The following is an 18,576-nucleotide window of genomic DNA, read 5'->3' on the forward strand; positions in this document are numbered from 1 at the left end:
CGCAGTGCGCGGTTGGGTGACCTGGACGTTTGCCGCCTACAACCTGATCCGCCTCGGTGGCATCGGCGAGTGGTGGGAACCGTCGCCGACATGAGCAACGGTGGGAGACGTGCGTCCGCAGGGCGGGGAAACGCGCCATGCGCCCACCATCACGACCGTCATGCATAGATCGCGGCTATCGAGAGTGGCGCGAGACGGTGCTTCTCAACAGCCTGCTAGACCCAGCTTTCGCAAGGGATGGTGGTTTCGCCAAAGTTCAACTCAAGCGTCAGGCTTTCAGCCTTTTCAGGGAGGCGTGAGATGACTCTTCCACCGGTATTCAAACGCCCGAGTGCGTTCATGCCACTGGCCATGTCCGTCGCCGCGCTGGTCGTGGTGCTTGCTCATGTCGCGATCGTGGGTGCAGGTGCGGCTCATCAAGCCGACGAGGGGACTGCCGCGCACGTCTTTCAGCTTCTCATCGCCGGGCAGGTGCCGGTCGTGGCGTTCTTTGCCATCAAGTGGCTGCCGCGCGCTCCGCGTTTTTCACTGCCAGTCCTGGCGCTCCAAGCCATGGCGGTCATCGCGGCACTGGCGCCGGTGTACTTCTTCAAGCTGTAGCGCAGGACTGATATCTCGTTCAACGCGGACCGCTTCGCCAGCGCTTGACCTCCGCGTCAGGTGAAGGGAAGCATCACCGAAACGGAGGAATCATGAAAAAGCCTGGTTGGGGACTTGCCGTCGCACGTTGGATTTTCGCCGCATGTTTTGCCGTTGTTGCCGCATTGCGACTGACGTTTACCGAAACAGCACATTGGGCCAACCCGACGGCGGATGCTTTTTATTCTGCCTTGCGCGACACGCACTTTTTGAATCCGCTTCTTGACGTTGCGTTGCTCGTTGGCAGCCTCCTGCTTGTATTTCACCGGACAGCACCGCTTGGCATCATTGTCTTTGCTCCCATGTTCCTGGTTTTTTTCGGCTTTCACGTCTTTCTCAACGGCACGTGGTTGGTCGGTACCGTCGAACTTGCGTCCTTGCTCGGACTTGCGTGGGCGTACCGCCGTGCATTTGTCCCCTTGTGGAACTACCAGTAAAAGCCACCTGCCAGTGGTTCGAGGCGGGCGCCAAAGGCCGCAGGTGGCTGGCCCACCCGCGCCGCTGATTTCCCACGTCAAGTCCGGAGCCAGGCATCGATGAGCGAAGACGCCACGCGGTTACGCTTCAGCGCAAGGCTGCTGCGCCCCGCCGCGTCGGCCGGGGATGACTCGTGGACGTTTCTAGTGTTGCCAAAATCGAGCAGTGAAAAGCTCCCAAGGCGCGGCAGAACGAGCGTAGAGGGCAGCATGAATGGCCATGAATTCAGGGCCACGCTGGAGCCGGATGGCCAGTTGAGTCACTGGCTGAAGGTGAGCAACGAGCTGCGTGAGGCATCCGGCGCCGTGGTCGGTGCACCGTCACACTGGACATCGCGTCTGTCGCCCAAGAGCCGGAACTAGCGCTGCCGCCTGACCAAGAACGGGGTCAAAAACGGGGTCAGGTTCACTTACGTGCTCCCCAAAAACGGGGTCAGGTTCACTTATGTGCTCCCTGCTGCTCCCGAAACACCCGCCTCACCTCTGGATCCAGCGCATCCACCTGCCGCTTCGGCTGCAACATCGCCCGCTCCCCTGCCCCCAGCTGGCAATTCCGCGACAACGTATCCGCCCCTTCCGACGTGGTCGCCGTCATGTCCTGCATGTTGACCACCACGGCCAGCGTGTCGCCCAGCGGTTCCAACGCGAGACAGATGCGGTCGATCATCGCCATGCTGCGGTACTGGGCACCGCCCACCAGCACCATGAGATTGCCGCGGTCGATCCACACGCTGGAGCGCACGCCTGGCAGCGGACGCAGGGCGGCGCGGGCGGCTTCGTGGTCGATGGTGCGCGAGGGGTCGGCCAAGCGCATGGAGCGCATCATGTCGTGGTGCATCGCTTCGACATGCGCCTGCACGGCGCGCTGGTCACCGGTCAGGGCAGCAGCCTCCGCACCAGCGAGATGGCCGGCGGTCACCAGCGGATTCGTGCCCTGACCGGCCTGCTGCGGCCGGCGTGCGGTGGGTGCGGTATTCCCGCCTGGCGCTTCGCTGCAGCCTGCAGCGGCTACACAGCTCACGGCGGCGGCAATCAGCCAGCGCTGCATGGTCATCCCTTTCCCCCGAAAGTCCCTGCGAGCATAACGCAGTCATGCCTGGGCGATGCACGGCGGGAACGCGCCCGCGCTCCGCATCATCCATCTGAACGGCAACCGGACGCCCCTGCCGAAGCCGGCCCTGTTCGCCCTTGGTCGCACTTGTCGCGGCCATGACAACGGTGGACAATTCGCATTGCTGCAGCGCACCACCCCATGCGCTGCGGCATTCGCATGTTCCCGCATGCCGGCCACCCCAGCCGGTGAGGGCTGTCTGCGCCTGTTTCCAGGAACCTTCCGTGAGTCTGCTTGCCGAGGAAAAGGTGGACGCCACGGCCCTCCCCCGGCCGGCGTTTCCCGATTACCGCGTGATCTCCCTGATCGTGGCCTGCGCCATCTTCATGGAGCAGATGGACGCGACCGTGCTCGCCACGGCGCTGCCCACGATGGCCCGCGATTTCCAGGTGCGCGCCCCGGCCATGAGTATCGCCATGACCAGCTACCTGCTGGCGCTGGCCGTGCTCATCCCGATCAGCGGCAAGGTGGCCGACCGCTTCGGCACCAAGCGCGTGTTCAGCGGGTCGATCATCGTGTTCGTGCTGGGCTCGATCCTGTGTTCGCTGACCCACAGCCTGCCGATGATGGTGGCGGCGCGCCTGTTGCAAGGCGCGGGCGGCGCGATGATGGCGCCGATCGGGCGACTGGTGCTGCTCAGCGCGGTGGAACGCAGGCATTTCGTGTCGGCCATGTCGTGGACCCTGGTGCCCGCCTTCCTGGGGCCGCTGATCGGTCCGCCACTGGGCGGCTTCATCGTGCAGTACCTCGACTGGCGCTGGATCTTCTACATCAACGTGCCGATCGGCCTGCTCGGATTCTGGCTGGTGCGCCGCTTCATTCCGTACATCCCCAGCGCCGCGCAACCATCGCGCTTCGACCTGGGCGGGTTCGCGCTGTGCAGCGTGGGCCTGGGCTGCCTGCTGTTCGGTTTCGAGGAAGTGGGCCAGAGCGCCAACCTGCCGCATGCGCTGAGCCTGATGGCGGTCGGGGCGCTGGCCTGCATGGGTTACCTGTGGCATGCCCGGCACCGCAGCGATCCGTTGATCGATCTTTCACTGCTGCGCGTCGATTCGTTCCGGCTGTCGGTGATTTCCGGCGCACTGATGCGCATCACCCAGGGCGCGCAGCCGTTCCTGTTGCCGCTGATGTTCCAGATTGGTTTCGGCATGTCGGCCGTGCGCAGCGGCCAGCTGATCCTGGCGACGTCGCTGGGTGCCTTGCTGATCCGCAGCGCCACGCCCGCCTTGCTCAAGCGCACCGGCTTCCGGCGCGGCATGGTGATCAACGGCGTGCTGTCCAGCATGAGTTATGCCGTGTGCGCGTTCTTCCAGCCGGACTGGCCGTTCGCGCTGATGTTCGTGCTGCTGATGGTGTGTGGTGCGTCGATGTCGTTCCAGTTCGGCGCCTACAACACGGTGGCCTACGAGGCGGTGCCGGCCGAGCGCATGAGCGCGGCCAACAGCTTCTACACCACGTTGCAGCAGCTGATGCTGTCGGTCGGCGTGTGCAGCGGCGCGATGATCCTCAAGCTGAGCATGGCGACCGAACACCACAGCCAGCTCGGCCAGCGCGACTTTGCCATCGCCTTCCTGGTCGTCACCCTGATCTCGCTGTGCGCCACGCGCTGGCACCTCAAGTTCGCCCACGATGCCGGCAGCGAGATGAGCGGGCATCGCGGACGTGGCACGGCGCAGGAAGCGGCCTGAGCGGGTGCGTGGTGGCTCGCGCCCGCTCCTTGCATGATTTTGCCGAGTGCCTCAGTCGCGCCGCAGCTTGCCCACGAGGCGCTTCCACAGCGACGGCTTGGCCTGCTCCGCTGGTGCCTTCGGCGGCACGTAGCCAGGCTGCAGCGCTTGGCAATCCGTCAGGAAGGGTTGCGTGAGTTTTTCTGCCGCTGACGGCGCGAGCCAGAAGCCCAGCCGCACGGGGCTGCCGGTGATCTCGATCCAGGCGGCCAGCGAGCCGGCGCGCAGGATGTTCTCGAGTTGCGCGAACGGCATCCGGCGCTCGAACACCAGCGCGTCGCCATCGGCCTGCGGGCGCTTGCCCAGCCGCGGTTGCCAGGCCTGCCCGCCGATCTCGAAGTAGGCGTACATCGCGCGTGCAGCCAGGTTCGGGGCGCGTTCGCTGCCCACGGTGTAATGGGCGATCAGGGAGACCTCGCCGGGCGCGCATTGCAGGGTGACCTGATTCTGCTGGCCGCGCACGGTCTGCGAGAGCACCAGGCTGGGAGCATCGCCGGGGGTCTTCTGATAGGAGGCCGTGATCGGCAGCCGCCCGTTGTTGGCGACCTCGGCGGGAAGCAGTTGTTCCGTCTTCCACCAGGCGACGCCGTTCACGACCAGGCTGCCGACCTTCACGACCTGCTCGGGGCGCACGTCCATCGCGGTGATGTAGTCGCGCAGCTCCGCCGGCGAGGGTGTGCCGGGCGCAGCGGTGGCGCGGTTCGGCAGCAGGTTTTCGTGCAGGCCGATGCGGTCGGCGCCGCTGGGCGACCAGCGGTACAGGCCGCCCAGCCAGGCGTAGGCGCAGGCATCCAGGCAGGTGGCCGGGCGCGCCGGCGGCCCCGCCGTGCGCCAGCTTCCGGTGCGCCAGGTGCCCAGATGCGTGCTGAAGCGCGCGGCGCGGAACAGCTTGCCTAGCGCCATGCCCGCGGCGGCATCGCCGGCGGAGGAGTCGAGGTAGATGTCCGTGCCCGGGGGCACCTTGCCCGACTGCAGCAGCTGCCGCACCTGCTCCACCGCGGCGGCGTCGATGGTGCCGGCCAGGTAAAGCTGCGGCGCCTTGGCCATGCGCAGCGTGATGCTGTCGCTGCGCAGGTGCACGGTGAGCGGGCCGTCGAAACCGGGGGGCGATTTCGCCATCGCCGGCATCGCCAGCACACAGCCTGCCGCGGCCAGCAACATCGCGCCGCGGGAAAGAAGGGAATCGGGCAAGATCACGCGCCTCGTGGGGAGCCAAGCCGCGAAGTGTCGCGCACTCGCGCTGGGCCTTGCATGAATGCCCCCGGGAAACCCGGTTTTGCTCGTCATCCCGGCGAGGCGCTTTTCAACAGCCGACGGCGGATCAACCCGGGATCTGGCGCCTTCAAATCACTGAACACAAAAGACACTGGATTCCTGCCTTCGCAGGAATCACGAGCAAGAAGCCGATTGATCGGACATTCCCTAGCGCAGCTGGCTGTCCTTGCTGCCGCGGCGGTTGTAGAGGCCGGCGGCGCGTTCGGCGTCTTGCGCTTCCTGGCACGCCACGCACAGGCGCACGCCGGGCACGGCCTTGCGCCGCGCCTCGGGAATCGGCGCGTCGCATTCCTCGCAGCGGGCCAGGCCCGGGCCGTGCTTCAATTGCTTGCGTGCACGCTGCACCGCATCGGCGACGGTGGCGTCGATCTGGTCCTGCACGGCGCCGTCGCCGGCCCATCCGGTAGCCATGGGAACCTCCACGCGCTATGGCTGAGGTCCGAATATGCGGCCGCATGGCCGGGATTTCCAGCGCGGGCGGCGCTTGATCCACATCAGCGCACTCCGGACGCCAATGGCTAGGATGCATCGCAGGCAGCAGGAGTAGCGCAGGCTTCATGGGCATGTTTCGACTCGCGTGGCTGCGGGAACTGATCGGCGAACCGGCCAACGGCCGCACGATGCAGCCACCCGAACTCGCCGGCATGCGTTTCGCGCCGGGCCCGGTGTTGATCGCCTACGCCTCGCAGACCGGCGTGGCCGAGGATCTGGCCGCGGCCGCCCGTGAACAGTTGCGCGGCGCGGGCGTCACGTCGCGGGTGGCGGATTTCGAGGCACTGGACCGGGCCATGCTGGAAACCGCCAGCCAGGCACTGTTCCTCGCCAGCACCACGTACGACGGCGATCCGCCGGAGATGGCGAACACCTTCAGTCGCATGACGATGGCGCAACCCGCGTCGCTCGCGCACTTGCGCTACGGCCTGCTGGCGCTGGGCGACCACGGCTACGCGGACTTCCGCGCCTTCGGCCGCGCGCTTGATGCGTGGCTGGCCGCCAGTGGTGCGCAAGCCTGGTTTCCGCGCATCGAAGTGGACGACGAAGACGCCGCCGCGCTGGAACGCTGGCATGCGCAGGTCGCGGCGCTGGCCGCTACCGTCGCGATGCAAGGTGACAACAGTTTCCCCACGGAAAGACCCGCATGAACACCTCGCTGCCTTACGAACTGCGCGAACGCCTGCGCGCGGCGCGGCCGTTCCTGCTCACGGCCCTGCTCGCGTTGCTGTTCGCCGGCTTCGTGGCGGCTGTGATCGCGCACGCGCCGACCCGGCCGCTGGTATGGATGGTGGCCTACCTGGTGTTGGTGGCCGGCGTGGCGCAAGGCGTGCTGGGGCTGGGCCAGGCGCTGCTGCCGGGGCAGCCGCCCGCGTCGCGTTGGCGGGCCGGCGAATGGCTGCTGTTCAACGGCGGCAACGTGGGCGTGATCGCCGGCACCTTGCTGGTCGCGCCGGCCCTGGTCGCCGCCGGCACGGCTCTGTTCGTGGCCGCGCTGGCGGCCTTCCTGCTCGGCGTGCGCGGTGCCGGCGGCGGCTGGCTGCTGCAGCTGTTCCGCGCCGTGCTGGCGATCACCGGCCTCGGCGCCTGCGTGGGGCTGGTGCTGACGCTTAGCGGGATCACGCGCTGAGATCCACGGCGGAAACAATCCGTTCGCGGTGCGCCGGTTCTCCCGCGGCGCGTTCGCCCTCATGCTGTGCGCATACACCGATGAGGACATTCCCATGATCGAACGCAGGCCTTTCGACCGCCTCGGCGGCGCCGACCACGGCTGGCTGGATGCGAAGCACCACTTCTCGTTCGCCGGCTACCACGACCCCGCGCGCATGGGCTGGGGCGCACTGCGCGTGTGGAACGACGACACCATCGCGCCACACACCGGCTTCCCGCCGCACCCGCATGCGGACATGGAGATCATCACCTACGTGCGCGAGGGGGCGATCAGCCACCAGGACAGCCTCGGCAACCAGGGCCGCACGGTGGCCGGCGACGTGCAGGTGATGAGCGCGGGCAGCGGCATCACGCATGCCGAATACAACAAGGAAGACGCGGCCACGCGCATCTTCCAGATCTGGATCATCCCGGACACGCACGGCCAACCGCCGACCTGGGGCACCCGGCCGTTCCCCAAGGGCGAACGCAGCGGACGTTTCGTGGCGCTGGCCAGCGGCATCCCGGGCGACGCCGACGCCCTGCCCCTGCGCACCGACGCCCGCGTGCTGGGCGCCACGTTGCAGGCCGGCGAGACGGCGGAATACGCGATGGCGCCGGGACGTTACGGCTACCTGGTGCCGGCGCGCGGCACGGTGGAATTGAATGGCGTGCCGCTGGACGCACGCGATGGCGCAGCGATCCGCGACGAGCGTACGCTGCGCGTCACCGCGCTGGAGGATGCCGAGCTGGTGCTGGTGGACGTGGCCGCCTGAAACCGCGCCCGGTTGCCGCGACGGCGACCGGGCCGGACACCGGGCGTGTCGATTCCGGCCGCCCCCGTTCGTCGTCTCCAGGAACCCACCCGCCTGGAGAGGAACGATGTCGCACCTGCCCGCCATTGCCAGCCGCGAAACGTGGCTGGCCGCCCGCAAGGAACTGCTGGCCGCCGAGAAGGACGCCACCCGCATGCTGGACCGGCTGAACGCGCAACGCCGCGCCTTGCCGATGGTGCCGGTGGACAAGCCCTACCGCTTCGACACGCCGGAAGGCGAAGCCAGCCTGCTCGGCCTGTTCGAGGGCCGGCGCCAGCTGATCGTGTACCACTTCATGTTCCATCGCGATCGCGGCGAAGGTTGCCCGGGCTGCTCCTTCCTGGTGGACAACCTCGGCCACCTCGCCCACCTGCACGCGCGCGACACCACGCTGGCGCTGGTCTCGCGCGCACCGCTGGCGGAGCTGCAACGCTTCCAGGCGCGCATGGGCTGGACGCTGCCGTGGTATTCGTCCTGGGGCAGCGACTTCAACCACGACTTCCACGTCACCCAGGACGCGGCGGTGGCACCGCTGGAATACAACTACCGCGACGAGGGCGAGATGCGCGCGCGCGGCGAGCACGGCAACCTCACGGGCGAACTGCCCGGCGTCAGCGTGTTCCTGCGCGATGGCGAACGCGTGTTCCACAGCTATTCCAGTTACGCCCGCGGGCTGGACATGCTGCTGACCACCCACCACTACCTGGATCTCACCCCGTTCGGCCGCGGCGAGGGCTGGGGCGGCATGCCCGATCTCGACGGCAAGGGCATGCACTGGCAACGCCTGCACGACCGCTACGACGACGCCGAAGCGCCCACGCCGCTGGCCACTGCCTGCTGCGGGGACACGCCTTGAACGCTCCCGCTTCGGCCGCATCGCACGAATCGCCCCCACTCCAACCCGCGGAGGAGTCATGAACTACGTCGATGGTTTCGTGTTGCCCGTGCCGAAAGCGAACCTCGCCACTTACCGACGCCTCGCGCGCAAGATGGGCAACATCTGGAAGGAATACGGCGCACTCGAATACGTCGAGTGCGTCGCCGACGACGTGAGGCCCGGCAAGCTCACCTCGTTCCCGCAGAGCGTGAAACTGAAACCGGACGAGGTGGTGGTGTTCTCGTGGATCAGCTACCGCTCGCGCGCCCACCGCGACCGCGTGATGGCCAAGGTGCTGGCCGACCCGCGCCTGTCCGGCATGTCGCCGGCGTCGATGCCGTTCGACGGCAGGCGGATGTTCTTCGGCGGCTTCAAGCCGATGCTGAAACTCTGAGCATCGCAAGATCCGGAGTGTGCCCGGCGCAGCCGCGGGGCACGCTGCACGAACCGCCACGGACGAAGAACACCGAGTGAATCGCACCCCTGCGTTCGACACGACTGCCCTGGAGCAGCGCCTGCACGCCTGCGACTGGACCGCCGCGTTGGGCGAGCTCGACACACAGGGCCATGCACGGCTGCCGTCGCTGCTGCCACCTGCCGCCTGCCGCGAACTGGCCGCGCTGTATGTGGACGACGCCGTGTTCCGCAGCCGCGTGACGATGGAGCGCCACGGTTTCGGGCGCGGCGAATACCGCTACTTCGCCTACCCCCTCCCGATGCTGGTGGAAACCCTGCGTCGCGCGGCATGGCCCTATCTTGCACCGCTGGCCAATCGCTGGAACGAGGCGCTGAGTCTGGCCACACGCTATCCCGCCACCCACACGGACTATCTCGCGCAATGCCACGCCGCCGGCCAGTGGCGATCCACGCCCTTGCTGCTGCAGTATGGCGCCGACGACTACAACTGCCTGCATCAGGATGTCTACGGCGAGCATGTGTTTCCGCTCCAACTGGCGGTGCTGTTGTCCGTGCCGGGCGTGGATTTCGAGGGCGGCGAGTTCGTGCTGACCGAGCAGCGCCCGCGCATGCAGTCGCGAGTGCTGGTGGTGCCGCTGCAACAGGGTGATGCGGTGGTCTTCGCGGTGAACCAGCGCCCGGTACGCGGCCAGCGCGGAAACCACGGGGTGCGCATGCGCCACGGCGTCAGTACGGTGCGTACGGGGCGACGTCACGTGCTGGGCGTGATCTTCCACGATGCCGAATGAGGCAACCCTTGCACCGGTAGGTCATCGCCTACACTGAAGCACCTCGTCGCCGCAGGAATCGCCATGTCCAGCATGCATGCCGTCGAGATCATCCGCCACGGCGCGCCCGAGGTGTTGCAGCTCGCCCAGCGGCCGGCGCCCAAGCCCGGTCCCCGCGAGGTGCTGATCAAGGTGGCGGCCTCCGGCGTGAACCGGCCGGACGTGCTGCAGCGGCAAGGCAAGTACGCGCCGCCGCCCGGTGCCTCCGACCTGCCCGGGCTGGAAGTGGCCGGCACCCTGGTCGAGGGCGATTTCGGCGGCGACAACCCGTTCGGCCTGCAGCTAGGCGACGCGGTGTGCGCCTTGCTCGCGGGCGGTGGCTACGCGGAGTACGCGGTGGCGCCGTTGGCGCAATGCCTGCCTGTGCCCGCGGGCCTCTCGCCGGTCGAGGCGGCGGCGCTGCCCGAGAATTTCTTCACCGTGTGGAGCAACGTGTTCGTGCGTGGCCGGCTCGGCCAAGGCGAGGGCGGCGCGCAGGAGAGCCTGCTGGTGCAAGGCGGTTCCGACGGCATCGGCGTCACCGCGATCCAGCTGGCGCACGCGCTCGGCCACCGCGTGTTTGCCACCGCCGGCAACGCGGAGAAATGCGCCGCTTGCGAGCGGCTGGGCGCGGAGCGGGCGATCAACTACCGCACGGAGGACTTCGTGGCCGTCGTGAAGCAGGCCGCCGGCGACCGCGGCGTGGACGTGATCCTCGACAACGTGGCCGGCGACTACGTGCCACGCGAACTGGACGCGCTGGCCGAAGGCGGCCGGCTGGTGCTGATCGCCACCATGGGCGGCAGTCGGGCCACCATCGGTGCCGGCCAGCTGATGCGGTGCCGGCTCACCCTCACCGGCTCCACCTTGCGCAACCGGCCGGTCGCGTTCAAGGCCGAGCTGGCCCGCCAGCTGCACCGCGAAGTGTGGCCGCTGCTGGAATCCGGCCAGGTACGGCCGGTGATCCACACGGTGCTGCCTGCACGCGAGGCCGCCCGTGCGCACGCGCTGATGGAAAGCAGCGCGCACATCGGCAAGATCATGCTGGCTTGGGACAACTGAAGGGGCGCGACCGATGCAGGCGGAATTCTGGCTGGAACGCTGGCGCGAAGGCCGTACCGGTTTCCATCGCGACGCGCCGATGCCGCTGCTGCTGCAGCACTGGCCCGCGCTGGCGCTGCCACCAGGCAGCCGCGTGCTGGTGCCCCTGTGCGGCAAGACGCTGGACATGCGCTGGCTCGCCGAACAAGGCCATCGCGTGCTGGGCGTGGAGCTGTCGCCGCTGGCGGTGGCGCAGTTCTTCGCCGAGCAGGGCCTGACGCCCGAGCGGCACGAGTCGCCGCTTGGCGTGCACCACGTGGCCGGCAATATCGAGATCATCGAGGGCGACGTGTTCGCGCTGGACGACGCCACCTTGGCCGGCTGCGCCGCGGTCTACGATCGCGCCGCGGTGATCGCGCTGCCCCCGCCGCTGCGTGCGCGCTATGCGCGCGAGGTCTACGGCCGCCTGCCTGCCGGTAGTCGCGGCCTGATGATCACGCTGGAATACCCGCCGCACGAGATGGACGGACCGCCCTTCTCCGTCGACGCCGACGAGGTCGCCGCGCTGTTCGGCGAGCGCTGGGACGTGGATCTGCTGGAGCACAGCGACATCCTCGCCGCCCAGCCCACGTTCCGGGAGAACGGCGTGACGGCGCTGCACACCGGCGTCCATCGCCTGCAGCGCAAGCCCGCAGCGGCGCGGCGCTGACGGCGCCGCTGTGGAAGACGACGCGAACTCGCCGGGCCACCTGCCGTGGCCGGCGCATGCACCTCAGCGCGACAGGTAGCGGACCTTGTCGCGCTCGACGTGCCGCTCGGCGCCCTTGCAGCTGCAACGCAGCTCCTCGTAAGGCGTCAGCTGTCGGCGCAGCCACTCCCGCACCTGCGGCCCGAACATGCTTTCGGCCTTGCGCCGCGTCTGGCCTGGCTGGCCACTGAGCGCGTCGCGTTTCCACGGCTCGCTCTGCAGGTCGGCGATCGGCTGGTCGCAGCTGGCATCGAGCTCGGCCGCGGCGTCGATCTGCAGGAAGGCGCAGAGGCGAAGCCATTCGCGATGCTTGTCGCGGGTCAGGTCGTCGAGAAAGACGAAATGGTGATGGGGCTGCCGTGCGTGCTCGCGGTGGATCTGCGCGGCGCGGTTCCAGCGCCTCGACCAGTGCACGGTGCCTCCGCCGAAGGCGTTGTTGTTCTCGTAGCGCAGGTTCGCGTCCGCGATCGAGGCCAACACGTCCTCGCCGGGACGGATCACGTGCACGAAGCGCGCGTTCGGCACGTGGTACTCGATTTCGGGGATGTAGAGCAGGTGATACGGCGTCTTCTCGATCCAGGCCGTGCGCCCTTCGGCGTGCGCACGGGCGTCGAGCAGGTCGACGAAACGGCGCGCGCAACTTTCGGTGCGCAGCGGCCAAGGCAGCCGCGCGGCCTCGTTCGACAGGCGGCGCTGCAGCATTCCCAGGGCCGCGTGCGCCCGCTTGCGCGCGAACCCCAGCCGCTGCCGCAGGCGCCGCCGCTGTGGCCGGACATCGCGATCGCCCCAGCGCCACTTCAGGTCGCCGCACAGATGCTCGAAGAACGCCGTTTCCGGCAACGTCAGCACGGCGGGATGGCGCGCGAGCATCGCCTGTACCAGTGTGGTCCCGGAACGCGGACAACCGACGATGAAGATGCGCTGCATGCTGGCCTCGCTGCACTCGACTACACAAACTTGCGACCGCCGGGAACGTACCAGATCATCGACGGCCGACCGCGCGGCATTACATAACTTTACAAACCCGTCGGCCGGATGCCGGCCACGGCCCGGCACGACGCGGAATGCGCATTTGCTACGCTGGGAATCCCCCGAAGGCGGAACCGGCTATGACGACACATGGCATCCACACCATCGACACCGGCTTCGTGCGGCCGCGTTTCGACGCGGCCTACCTCGTCGTGGAGAACGGCCGCGGCGCCTTCGTCGACTGCGGCACCAACCACGCGGTGCCGCGCATGCTCGCCGCGCTGGGCGATGCCGGCCTCGCGCCCGCGGACGTGGACTGGCTGATCCTCACCCACGTGCACCTGGACCATGCCGGCGGCGCAGGCGAGCTGATCGCGCGCCTGCCGAACGCGAAACTGGTGGTGCATCCGCATGGCGCGCGGCACATGATCGATCCCGCGAAACTGTGGGCCGGCGCCAGCGCGGTCTACGGCGAGAGCGTGATGGAATCGACCTATGGCCGCCTGCGCCCGGTGCCCGCCGAGCGCGTGGTCGAGGCGCCGGACGGCCACATTGTCGACCTTGCCGGGCGTGCCCTGCACTGCCTGGACACGCCCGGCCACGCGAGGCACCACCTCGCGGTGCACGACGTGCGCAGCAACACCTGCTTCACCGGCGACGTGTTCGGCCTGTCCTACCGCGACTTCGACACCGCGAACGGCCCGTTCATCCTGCCCACCACCTCGCCGGTGCAGTTCGATCCCGCGGCGCTGCACGCCTCGATCCACCGCCTCGTCGCGCTGCAGCCCGCGGCGATGCATCTCACCCACTACGGCCGCGTCGAGGACGTGACCCGGCTCGCCGATGATTTGCATGCGCAGATCGACGCGATGGTGGCGATCGCGCACGCCGCGCACGGCAAGCCCGACCGCCACGCCGTGCTGATCGAGGCGTTGACCGACCTGTACGCGAAACGCGCCGTTGCGCATGGCTGGATGCAGGGGCGCGCGGCGCTGGTCGCCTTGCTGGGGATGGATATCGAGTTGAATGCGCAGGGGTTGGCGGTGTGGCTGGATCGTTGAAAGCCGCCTGATTTCCCGCCGACAGCCGTGATTCCCGGGCGCGGGCTAGTCGACCACGAACAGGCGCGCACCCATCGTGGTGCTGGAACGATGCGGTTCCGCATGATCGGCCACTTGGTAGCTCATGCCGGGCGTGAGCGTGAACGTGCGCCCGTCCTCGAGTTCAGTGTGCAACTCGCCTTCGAGGCAGAACAGGATGTGCCCCTTCACGCACCAGTGGTCGGCGAGATAACCCGGCGTGTACTCGATCATGCGCACGCGCAGGCCATTGAACTCCTGCGTGCGCCAATAGGCCGCACCAGTCTCACCCTTGTGCTCGACGGATTCGATCTGCGACCAGTCGGTAGTGCCGAATGGAATGCCGGTCATTTGCATGGCTAGGCCCCTGGTGTATTTCGCGTGTATCTCAGTGGTCCGCGACGAGCGGCTTGCGATAAGCGTGCTGGGTCTTGACGCGCACGTAGTCCAGTCGCTCATAGAACGGGTGCGATTCGGCACGCGTCACGTTGGAACGCACCGCAATGGCGTCGAAGCCTTGCTCACGCGCCCAGCGCTCCGCATCCGCCACCAGTGCGCGGCCGACGCCGCTGCCGCGTGCCGCGGCATCCACCACCAGTCCCACGATCTCGATGCGTTCGCCCGACTCCAGCGTGGGCCGGCGCTCGACCGCGATCCAGCCGAGCAGGCCGTCGCGTTCGCCCGGTGCCACCACGATGCGATGCTGCGTCAAGGGCAGCAGTATGCGCAACCGCGCCTGCATCGTGTCGACGTCCACCGGATAGCCCAGCTCACCGGCCAGTCGCGCGACCTCGGCGGCGTCCTCGACGCGTGCCGTGCGCAACGTGATCATCTCAGGCCAGCCGCGTGCCGTTGGGCACCGGGCGTTCGATGGCGGTGAGCACCACGCCTTCCGGCGTGGGGAAGCCCGTGAGCAGGAACTGCGAGCGGAACGGGCCGATCTGCTTCTCGGGGAAGTTGATCACGCCCACGATCTGCCGGCCGAGCAGCTCCTCGGCCGAATACAGCGCGGCGATCTGCGCGCTGGTCTTCTTCTCGCCATACGGACCGAAATCCACCCATACCTTCCACGCGGGCTTGCGCGCCTCGGGGAAGGCCTCCACCCGGGTGACCGTACCGGCCACGACCAGCACCTTCTCGAAGTCGGCCCAGCCGATCTCGCTCGCCTGGGTTGTTTCCGTCGTCTCGCTCATCCTTCCAGCCTCGTCTTGAAACCGTCGCGTGCCTGTTGCCACCAGTAGTTGAGCTGGGCGGCGAGTAGACCGAACGGCTTGTGCACGCTTGCCAAACCATAGTCGTCGAATTGTTTCCAGCCCTCGTCGCCATCGGCGATCGCCGCGGCGAGCAGCTCGCCCGCGGCGCAGGTGGGCGCGAGTCCATGGCCGCCGAAAGCCTGCGCCCACCACAGGCCGGCGTCCTCGCCTTCGCCGCGGCCGAGTTGCGGCATCTGGTGGCGCGCATAGCTCATCAGGCCCGACCAGGCGTAGTCGATCTTCGCATCCTTGAGCTGCGGGAACACCCGCAACAAGTCATGCCTGAGCAGGCGTTGTACCGCTTGCGGCTGGCGATTCCGGATCGAGATGCGGCCGCCCCAGAGCAGGCGCGTGTCCGGCAGCGGGCGGTAGTAGTCGAAGGCAAAGCGCGTGTCGTAGACCGCGGCGCGGGTCTGCAGGCACTCGGCGAGACGATCGCCCAGCGGCTCGGTGGCCATCACGTAGGTGGCGATCGGCAGCACCGCGCGATCGATGGGTTTGCGCAGCCCGGCGAGGTAGCCGCCGCAGGCCAGCACCACCTGCTCGGCCACCAGTTCGCCGTGCGGCGTGCTCAGCAGCCAGCACGAGCCTTCGCGCTGCAGGCGCCACACCTCGCTCTCCTCGTGGATGCGCACGCCCTGCCCGCTGACCGCGGTCGCTAGGCCGATCGCGTAGTTCAACGGATGCAGGTGCAGCGCATTGCGCTCGTACAAGCCGTCGTAATAGCGGTCGCTGCGCACGCGCTCGCGCATTTCCTCCCACGGCAGCCAGTCCCAGTGCGCGTCGTAATGTTCGGCCAGCAAGGCCTGGCGCCGGCGCAGCACCTCGGGGTCGCGGAACCAGTTCGCCCAGATCACGCCCTCGTCCACCGCATCGCAGGCGATGGCGTAGTTCGCCACGCGTTCGCGGATGCGCTGCACCGCCGCCGTGGTGAGCCCGAACAGCGCACGGGCGCGCGCCTCGCCGAGCTGAGCCAGCAGGGCCTGTTCGCCCAGCGAATAGCCGGCGAACACGAAGCCGCCGTTGCGGCCCGAGGCACCGAAGCCGATCTGCTCGCGCTCCAGCAGCACCACGTCGCGCACGCCGCGTTCGGCGAGACCCAGCGCAGTGTTCAATCCCGCGTAACCGCCACCGACGATGGCGATGCGCGTTTCCTGTCGTCCTTGCAGCGGCGCATGCGCCTCGTACGGCGTGGCGGTGGCGCGGTAGTACGACGGAACCGGTGCTTGCTTCATGCGCGGACGCCCCTGTGCGACTGCGAAGCGTCCGAGCGTACATCACTGCACCAGTGTCACCGCAAGTGTGCGTTCGTCGCTGCGGCCGTGGTCGTCCACTACGCGCACACGATAGCTGCCGGCGTTGCGCGGCTGCCAGAACAGGCTGTTGCCGGGCGTGCCCTGCCCCACGTAGGCGTCGTCGACGAACCAGTACAGCGCATGCGCGTCGGCATCGGCGGTGGCACTGAAGGCGATCGGCGTGGGCTGATCCTGATGCAAGCGCATCGCATAGGTGCTGGCGCGCAGCGGCGAAGTGATCTGCGGCGAATCGCCATCGGGTCGACCGGCGTCGCGGCAAGCCGGATTCTGCGGCGGCTTGCGGCGCGGGATGCCGGCCTGCGCGAACACATGGGCGAGGTCGGAGGGCCAGAACTCGAATACCTCCACGTGCGTGCGCTTGTCCGCATACGGCGGACAAGCCGGCAAGCCGCTGGCGTCGTCCATCACCAGCGGGCGATAGATGTTGCCCACGCGGATCGGCGACTTGCCGGGGATGAACCAGGTCCAGCCACGCTGCGGGCACCATTGGCTGGGCAGATCGCCGCTGGCGAGGCAGATCTCGACGCGCTTCAGGTTCGCCGGCATGTGGCGGATCGGCTCGTGCATGCGCGGGCGTTCGGCGCGCAGCGCATCGACGATCTGGAAGAACAAGGGCGCGGCCGCCTCCACGCCCACGAAGGCGGGATTCGCCGTGCCGTCGAAATTGCCCACCCACACCACCAGCACGTAGGGACCGAAACTGCCGGCGGTCCAGGCATCGTGGAACGCCCACGAGGTTCCGGTCTTCCACGCCACCGGCAGCTGCGTGCGCTCGCTGCCGAAGGCGGCATCGGGGCGCGGGTTTTGCCGCAGCATGTCCATCACCATGAAGCTGGCCGCGTCGCTGAGCAGACGCGTACCGGCGACTTGCGGATCGTCCGCGCGCAGGCGCAAGGGCTGCAGCATGCCGCGGTTCGCCAGCATGGCGTAGAGGTCGCCCAACTCCTGCATGGTGACTTCGCCGCCGCCCAGCACCAGGGCCAGGCCGTAATGCTGCTCGCTGGCCATGCGGCCCACGCCCGCCTCGCGCAGGAAGTCATACAGGCTGGGCTGGTGCAGTTGCGAAGCCACCCACACGGCGGGGATGTTGCGGCTGCGGATCAAGGCCTGGGTGGCGGTGATCGGCCCGAGGAAATGTCCGTCGAAATTCTCCGGCGTGTATGGGCCGAACGAGCTGGGCACGTCGCGCAGCACGGTCTGCGGATGCAGCACGCCCTGGTCGAAACCCAACGCGTAGATGAAGGGTTTGAGCGTGGAGCCGGGCGAGCGTTTCGCGTCGGTGCCATTGACTTGGCCCTCGATGCCGGCATCGAAGTAATTGGCCGAACCCACCATCGCCTTGATGCCCATGTCGCGGGTGTCGATGAGCAACGCCGCTGCGTTCTTGATACCGCGCGGCGCGTTGCGCCGCACGTAGTTCGCCACCTGCCGTTCCAGCGCGTGCTGCAGGCCGAGGTCGATCGTGGTGGTTACGATGGGCGACAGCACATCGCCGCTCGTGCGCTGCGCGGCCAGCAGCTGATCGACCGCATGCGGCGCCTCGAACGGCAGCGTGGCCAGCGGGCGCAGCATCAATGGCAGCGCGAACAGCGGCTTCAGTGAGGCATCGCGTGGATGCTTGCGCAGCCACTGCGAATACAGGCGATTGCGCGCCTGCGCCAGGGCGGGATTGATGAGCACGCCGTTCGATTGCAACGGCCGCGAAGGCTCCTGCGGAATCACCGCCAGCGTGAGCGCCTCCGGCAAGGTGAGTGCGCCGGACGGCTTGCCGAAATACGCGAGGCTGGCCGCGCCCACGCCCTGCACGTTGCCGCCGTAGGGCGCGTCGTTGAGATAGGTCTCCAGGATGTCGTGCTTCGAGTAGAACAACTCCAGCTGCAACGCGCGCGCGACCTGGCGCAGCTTGCCCAGCGGCGTGCGCGTATCCAGCTGCCACAGCAGGCGCGCCAGCTGCATGGTGATGGTGGAACCGCCCTGCGGATGGCGATGCCGCACATAGGTAACCCAGGCGCCGCGCGCGAGGCCCCAGGGGTTGAAGCCGGGGTGCCAGCGGAACCAGCGATCCTCGTGCAGCAGCACGCCCTCGACGAGCTGGGGCGAGATGGCACTCAGCGGCACCCACAGGCGGTATTGCTGGTCGCTGGCCAGGGTCAGCCGCAGCAGATGGCCGCTGTCGTCGTAGAACGCGGTGGAGCTGGGCAGGCGTTCGCGCAGGGGTTCGTGCGGCCACAGGCGGCAGCCCACCAGCAAGGCGGCGAGCAGCGCGAGGGCGGCCAGCCAGTTTTGCCAGCGGACGAGGTGCTCCTTCAGAAAGCTCGCGACGGACACACGCCCCTCACCCCGGCACGCACAACCCGTAGGTCGGGCTTCAGCCCGACATGCAGGG

At 68.1% G+C, this 18,576-nt stretch carries 22 protein-coding genes; 13 read left to right on the forward strand and 9 right to left on the reverse strand.

Going from position 1 to position 18,576, the window contains the following annotated elements; all coding sequences use genetic code 11:
* The first annotated feature begins 300 nt into the window (after positions 1-300).
* The 3 genes from B0E52_RS01215 (at position 301) to B0E52_RS01225 (ending at position 1,478) form a co-directional block, all read left to right on the forward strand.
* Positions 301-600 (forward strand): hypothetical protein, encoded by a 300-nt coding sequence (locus B0E52_RS01215; RefSeq protein ID WP_077480949.1) that lies wholly within the window; start codon positions 301-303, stop codon positions 598-600.
* Between the two features lie 92 nt (positions 601-692).
* Positions 693-1,076: a hypothetical protein gene (locus B0E52_RS18240; RefSeq protein ID WP_139351540.1), complete on the forward strand. Its 384-nt coding sequence runs from the start codon at positions 693-695 to the stop codon at positions 1,074-1,076.
* 99 nt (positions 1,077-1,175) lie between these two features.
* Positions 1,176-1,478 (forward strand): DUF1905 domain-containing protein, encoded by a 303-nt coding sequence (locus B0E52_RS01225; protein WP_139351541.1) that lies wholly within the window; start codon positions 1,176-1,178, stop codon positions 1,476-1,478.
* Between the two features lie 76 nt (positions 1,479-1,554).
* Here the strand turns inward: B0E52_RS01225 and B0E52_RS01230 are convergent, their stop codons facing one another.
* Complete coding sequence (locus B0E52_RS01230; RefSeq protein WP_254426664.1) at positions 1,555-2,163, reverse strand: hypothetical protein; 609 nt, start codon at positions 2,161-2,163, stop codon at positions 1,555-1,557.
* Positions 2,164-2,474: 311 nt separating this feature from the next.
* Between B0E52_RS01230 and B0E52_RS01235 the strand changes: the two genes are divergently transcribed.
* On the forward strand, positions 2,475-3,914 hold the full coding sequence (locus tag B0E52_RS01235; protein ID WP_168174109.1) for a DHA2 family efflux MFS transporter permease subunit: 1,440 nt from the start codon (positions 2,475-2,477) through the stop codon (positions 3,912-3,914).
* A 51-nt stretch (positions 3,915-3,965) separates the two neighbouring features.
* Here the strand turns inward: B0E52_RS01235 and B0E52_RS01240 are convergent, their stop codons facing one another.
* Both B0E52_RS01240 and B0E52_RS01245 read right to left on the reverse strand, forming a co-directional pair.
* The gene (locus tag B0E52_RS01240; protein ID WP_139351542.1) at positions 3,966-5,144 is read right to left on the reverse strand and encodes a hypothetical protein; all 1,179 of its coding nucleotides are present in this window, start codon (positions 5,142-5,144) and stop codon (positions 3,966-3,968) included.
* Positions 5,145-5,375: 231 nt separating this feature from the next.
* Positions 5,376-5,639 carry a DksA/TraR family C4-type zinc finger protein gene (locus B0E52_RS01245; protein ID WP_077480959.1) on the reverse strand — a complete coding sequence of 88 codons (264 nt, stop codon included), beginning with the start codon at positions 5,637-5,639 and terminating at the stop codon, positions 5,376-5,378.
* A 152-nt stretch (positions 5,640-5,791) separates the two neighbouring features.
* On the opposite strand from B0E52_RS01245, the gene B0E52_RS01250 reads away from it, so the two are divergent.
* From B0E52_RS01250 to B0E52_RS01285, 8 genes are all read left to right on the forward strand, one after another.
* On the forward strand, positions 5,792-6,370 hold the full coding sequence (locus tag B0E52_RS01250) for a flavodoxin domain-containing protein (protein ID WP_168174108.1): 579 nt from the start codon (positions 5,792-5,794) through the stop codon (positions 6,368-6,370).
* Complete coding sequence (locus B0E52_RS01255) at positions 6,367-6,849, forward strand: hypothetical protein (RefSeq protein WP_077480963.1); 483 nt, start codon at positions 6,367-6,369, stop codon at positions 6,847-6,849. Before B0E52_RS01250 ends, B0E52_RS01255 begins: the two co-directional genes overlap by 4 nt.
* 94 nt (positions 6,850-6,943) lie before the next feature.
* A complete protein-coding gene (locus B0E52_RS01260) occupies positions 6,944-7,645 on the forward strand; it encodes a pirin family protein (protein ID WP_077481019.1) in 702 nt (233 codons plus the stop codon).
* 106 nt (positions 7,646-7,751) lie between these two features.
* Positions 7,752-8,540, forward strand: coding sequence for a DUF899 domain-containing protein (locus B0E52_RS01265; RefSeq protein ID WP_077480965.1), 789 nt, complete (start codon positions 7,752-7,754; stop codon positions 8,538-8,540).
* A 58-nt stretch (positions 8,541-8,598) separates the two neighbouring features.
* Positions 8,599-8,955 carry a DUF1428 domain-containing protein gene (locus B0E52_RS01270; protein WP_077480967.1) on the forward strand — a complete coding sequence of 119 codons (357 nt, stop codon included), beginning with the start codon at positions 8,599-8,601 and terminating at the stop codon, positions 8,953-8,955.
* Between the two features lie 76 nt (positions 8,956-9,031).
* The gene (locus tag B0E52_RS01275; protein ID WP_077480969.1) at positions 9,032-9,766 is read left to right on the forward strand and encodes a 2OG-Fe(II) oxygenase; all 735 of its coding nucleotides are present in this window, start codon (positions 9,032-9,034) and stop codon (positions 9,764-9,766) included.
* A 63-nt stretch (positions 9,767-9,829) separates the two neighbouring features.
* Positions 9,830-10,846: an NAD(P)H-quinone oxidoreductase gene (locus B0E52_RS01280; RefSeq protein ID WP_343124489.1), complete on the forward strand. Its 1,017-nt coding sequence runs from the start codon at positions 9,830-9,832 to the stop codon at positions 10,844-10,846.
* A gap of 13 nt (positions 10,847-10,859) precedes the next feature.
* Positions 10,860-11,534, forward strand: a complete 675-nt coding sequence (locus B0E52_RS01285) for a thiopurine S-methyltransferase (RefSeq protein WP_077480971.1) — start codon at positions 10,860-10,862, stop codon at positions 11,532-11,534.
* A gap of 63 nt (positions 11,535-11,597) precedes the next feature.
* Here B0E52_RS01285 and B0E52_RS01290 read toward each other — a convergent pair whose 3' ends face one another.
* The gene (locus B0E52_RS01290; protein ID WP_077480973.1) at positions 11,598-12,500 is read right to left on the reverse strand and encodes a sulfotransferase; all 903 of its coding nucleotides are present in this window, start codon (positions 12,498-12,500) and stop codon (positions 11,598-11,600) included.
* A 182-nt stretch (positions 12,501-12,682) separates the two neighbouring features.
* Here B0E52_RS01290 and B0E52_RS01295 point away from each other — a divergent pair, with 182 nt between their 5' ends.
* Positions 12,683-13,603, forward strand: coding sequence for an MBL fold metallo-hydrolase (locus B0E52_RS01295; RefSeq protein WP_077480975.1), 921 nt, complete (start codon positions 12,683-12,685; stop codon positions 13,601-13,603).
* A gap of 45 nt (positions 13,604-13,648) precedes the next feature.
* Here the strand turns inward: B0E52_RS01295 and B0E52_RS01300 are convergent, their stop codons facing one another.
* The 5 genes from B0E52_RS01300 to pbpC are packed head-to-tail and all read right to left on the reverse strand — an operon-like array spanning position 13,649 to position 18,518.
* On the reverse strand, positions 13,649-13,978 hold the full coding sequence (locus B0E52_RS01300) for a DHCW motif cupin fold protein (RefSeq protein WP_077480977.1): 330 nt from the start codon (positions 13,976-13,978) through the stop codon (positions 13,649-13,651).
* A 31-nt stretch (positions 13,979-14,009) separates the two neighbouring features.
* Entirely contained in the window at positions 14,010-14,453 is a 444-nt protein-coding gene (locus tag B0E52_RS01305) for a GNAT family N-acetyltransferase (RefSeq protein WP_077480979.1), read from the reverse strand.
* Position 14,454: 1 nt separating this feature from the next.
* On the reverse strand, positions 14,455-14,814 hold the full coding sequence (locus B0E52_RS01310; RefSeq protein WP_077480981.1) for a tRNA-binding protein: 360 nt from the start codon (positions 14,812-14,814) through the stop codon (positions 14,455-14,457).
* Complete coding sequence (locus B0E52_RS01315) at positions 14,811-16,109, reverse strand: FAD-binding oxidoreductase (RefSeq protein ID WP_077480983.1); 1,299 nt, start codon at positions 16,107-16,109, stop codon at positions 14,811-14,813. The genes B0E52_RS01310 and B0E52_RS01315 overlap by 4 nt, the downstream gene beginning before the upstream one ends.
* 42 nt (positions 16,110-16,151) lie before the next feature.
* A complete protein-coding gene (gene pbpC, locus B0E52_RS01320; protein ID WP_254426665.1) occupies positions 16,152-18,518 on the reverse strand; it encodes a penicillin-binding protein 1C in 2,367 nt (788 codons plus the stop codon).
* Between the last annotated feature and the right edge of the window lie 58 nt (positions 18,519-18,576).

The sequence above is a fragment of the Rhodanobacter sp. C06 genome, assembly GCF_002001105.1.
Classification (GTDB): domain Bacteria; phylum Pseudomonadota; class Gammaproteobacteria; order Xanthomonadales; family Rhodanobacteraceae; genus Rhodanobacter_A.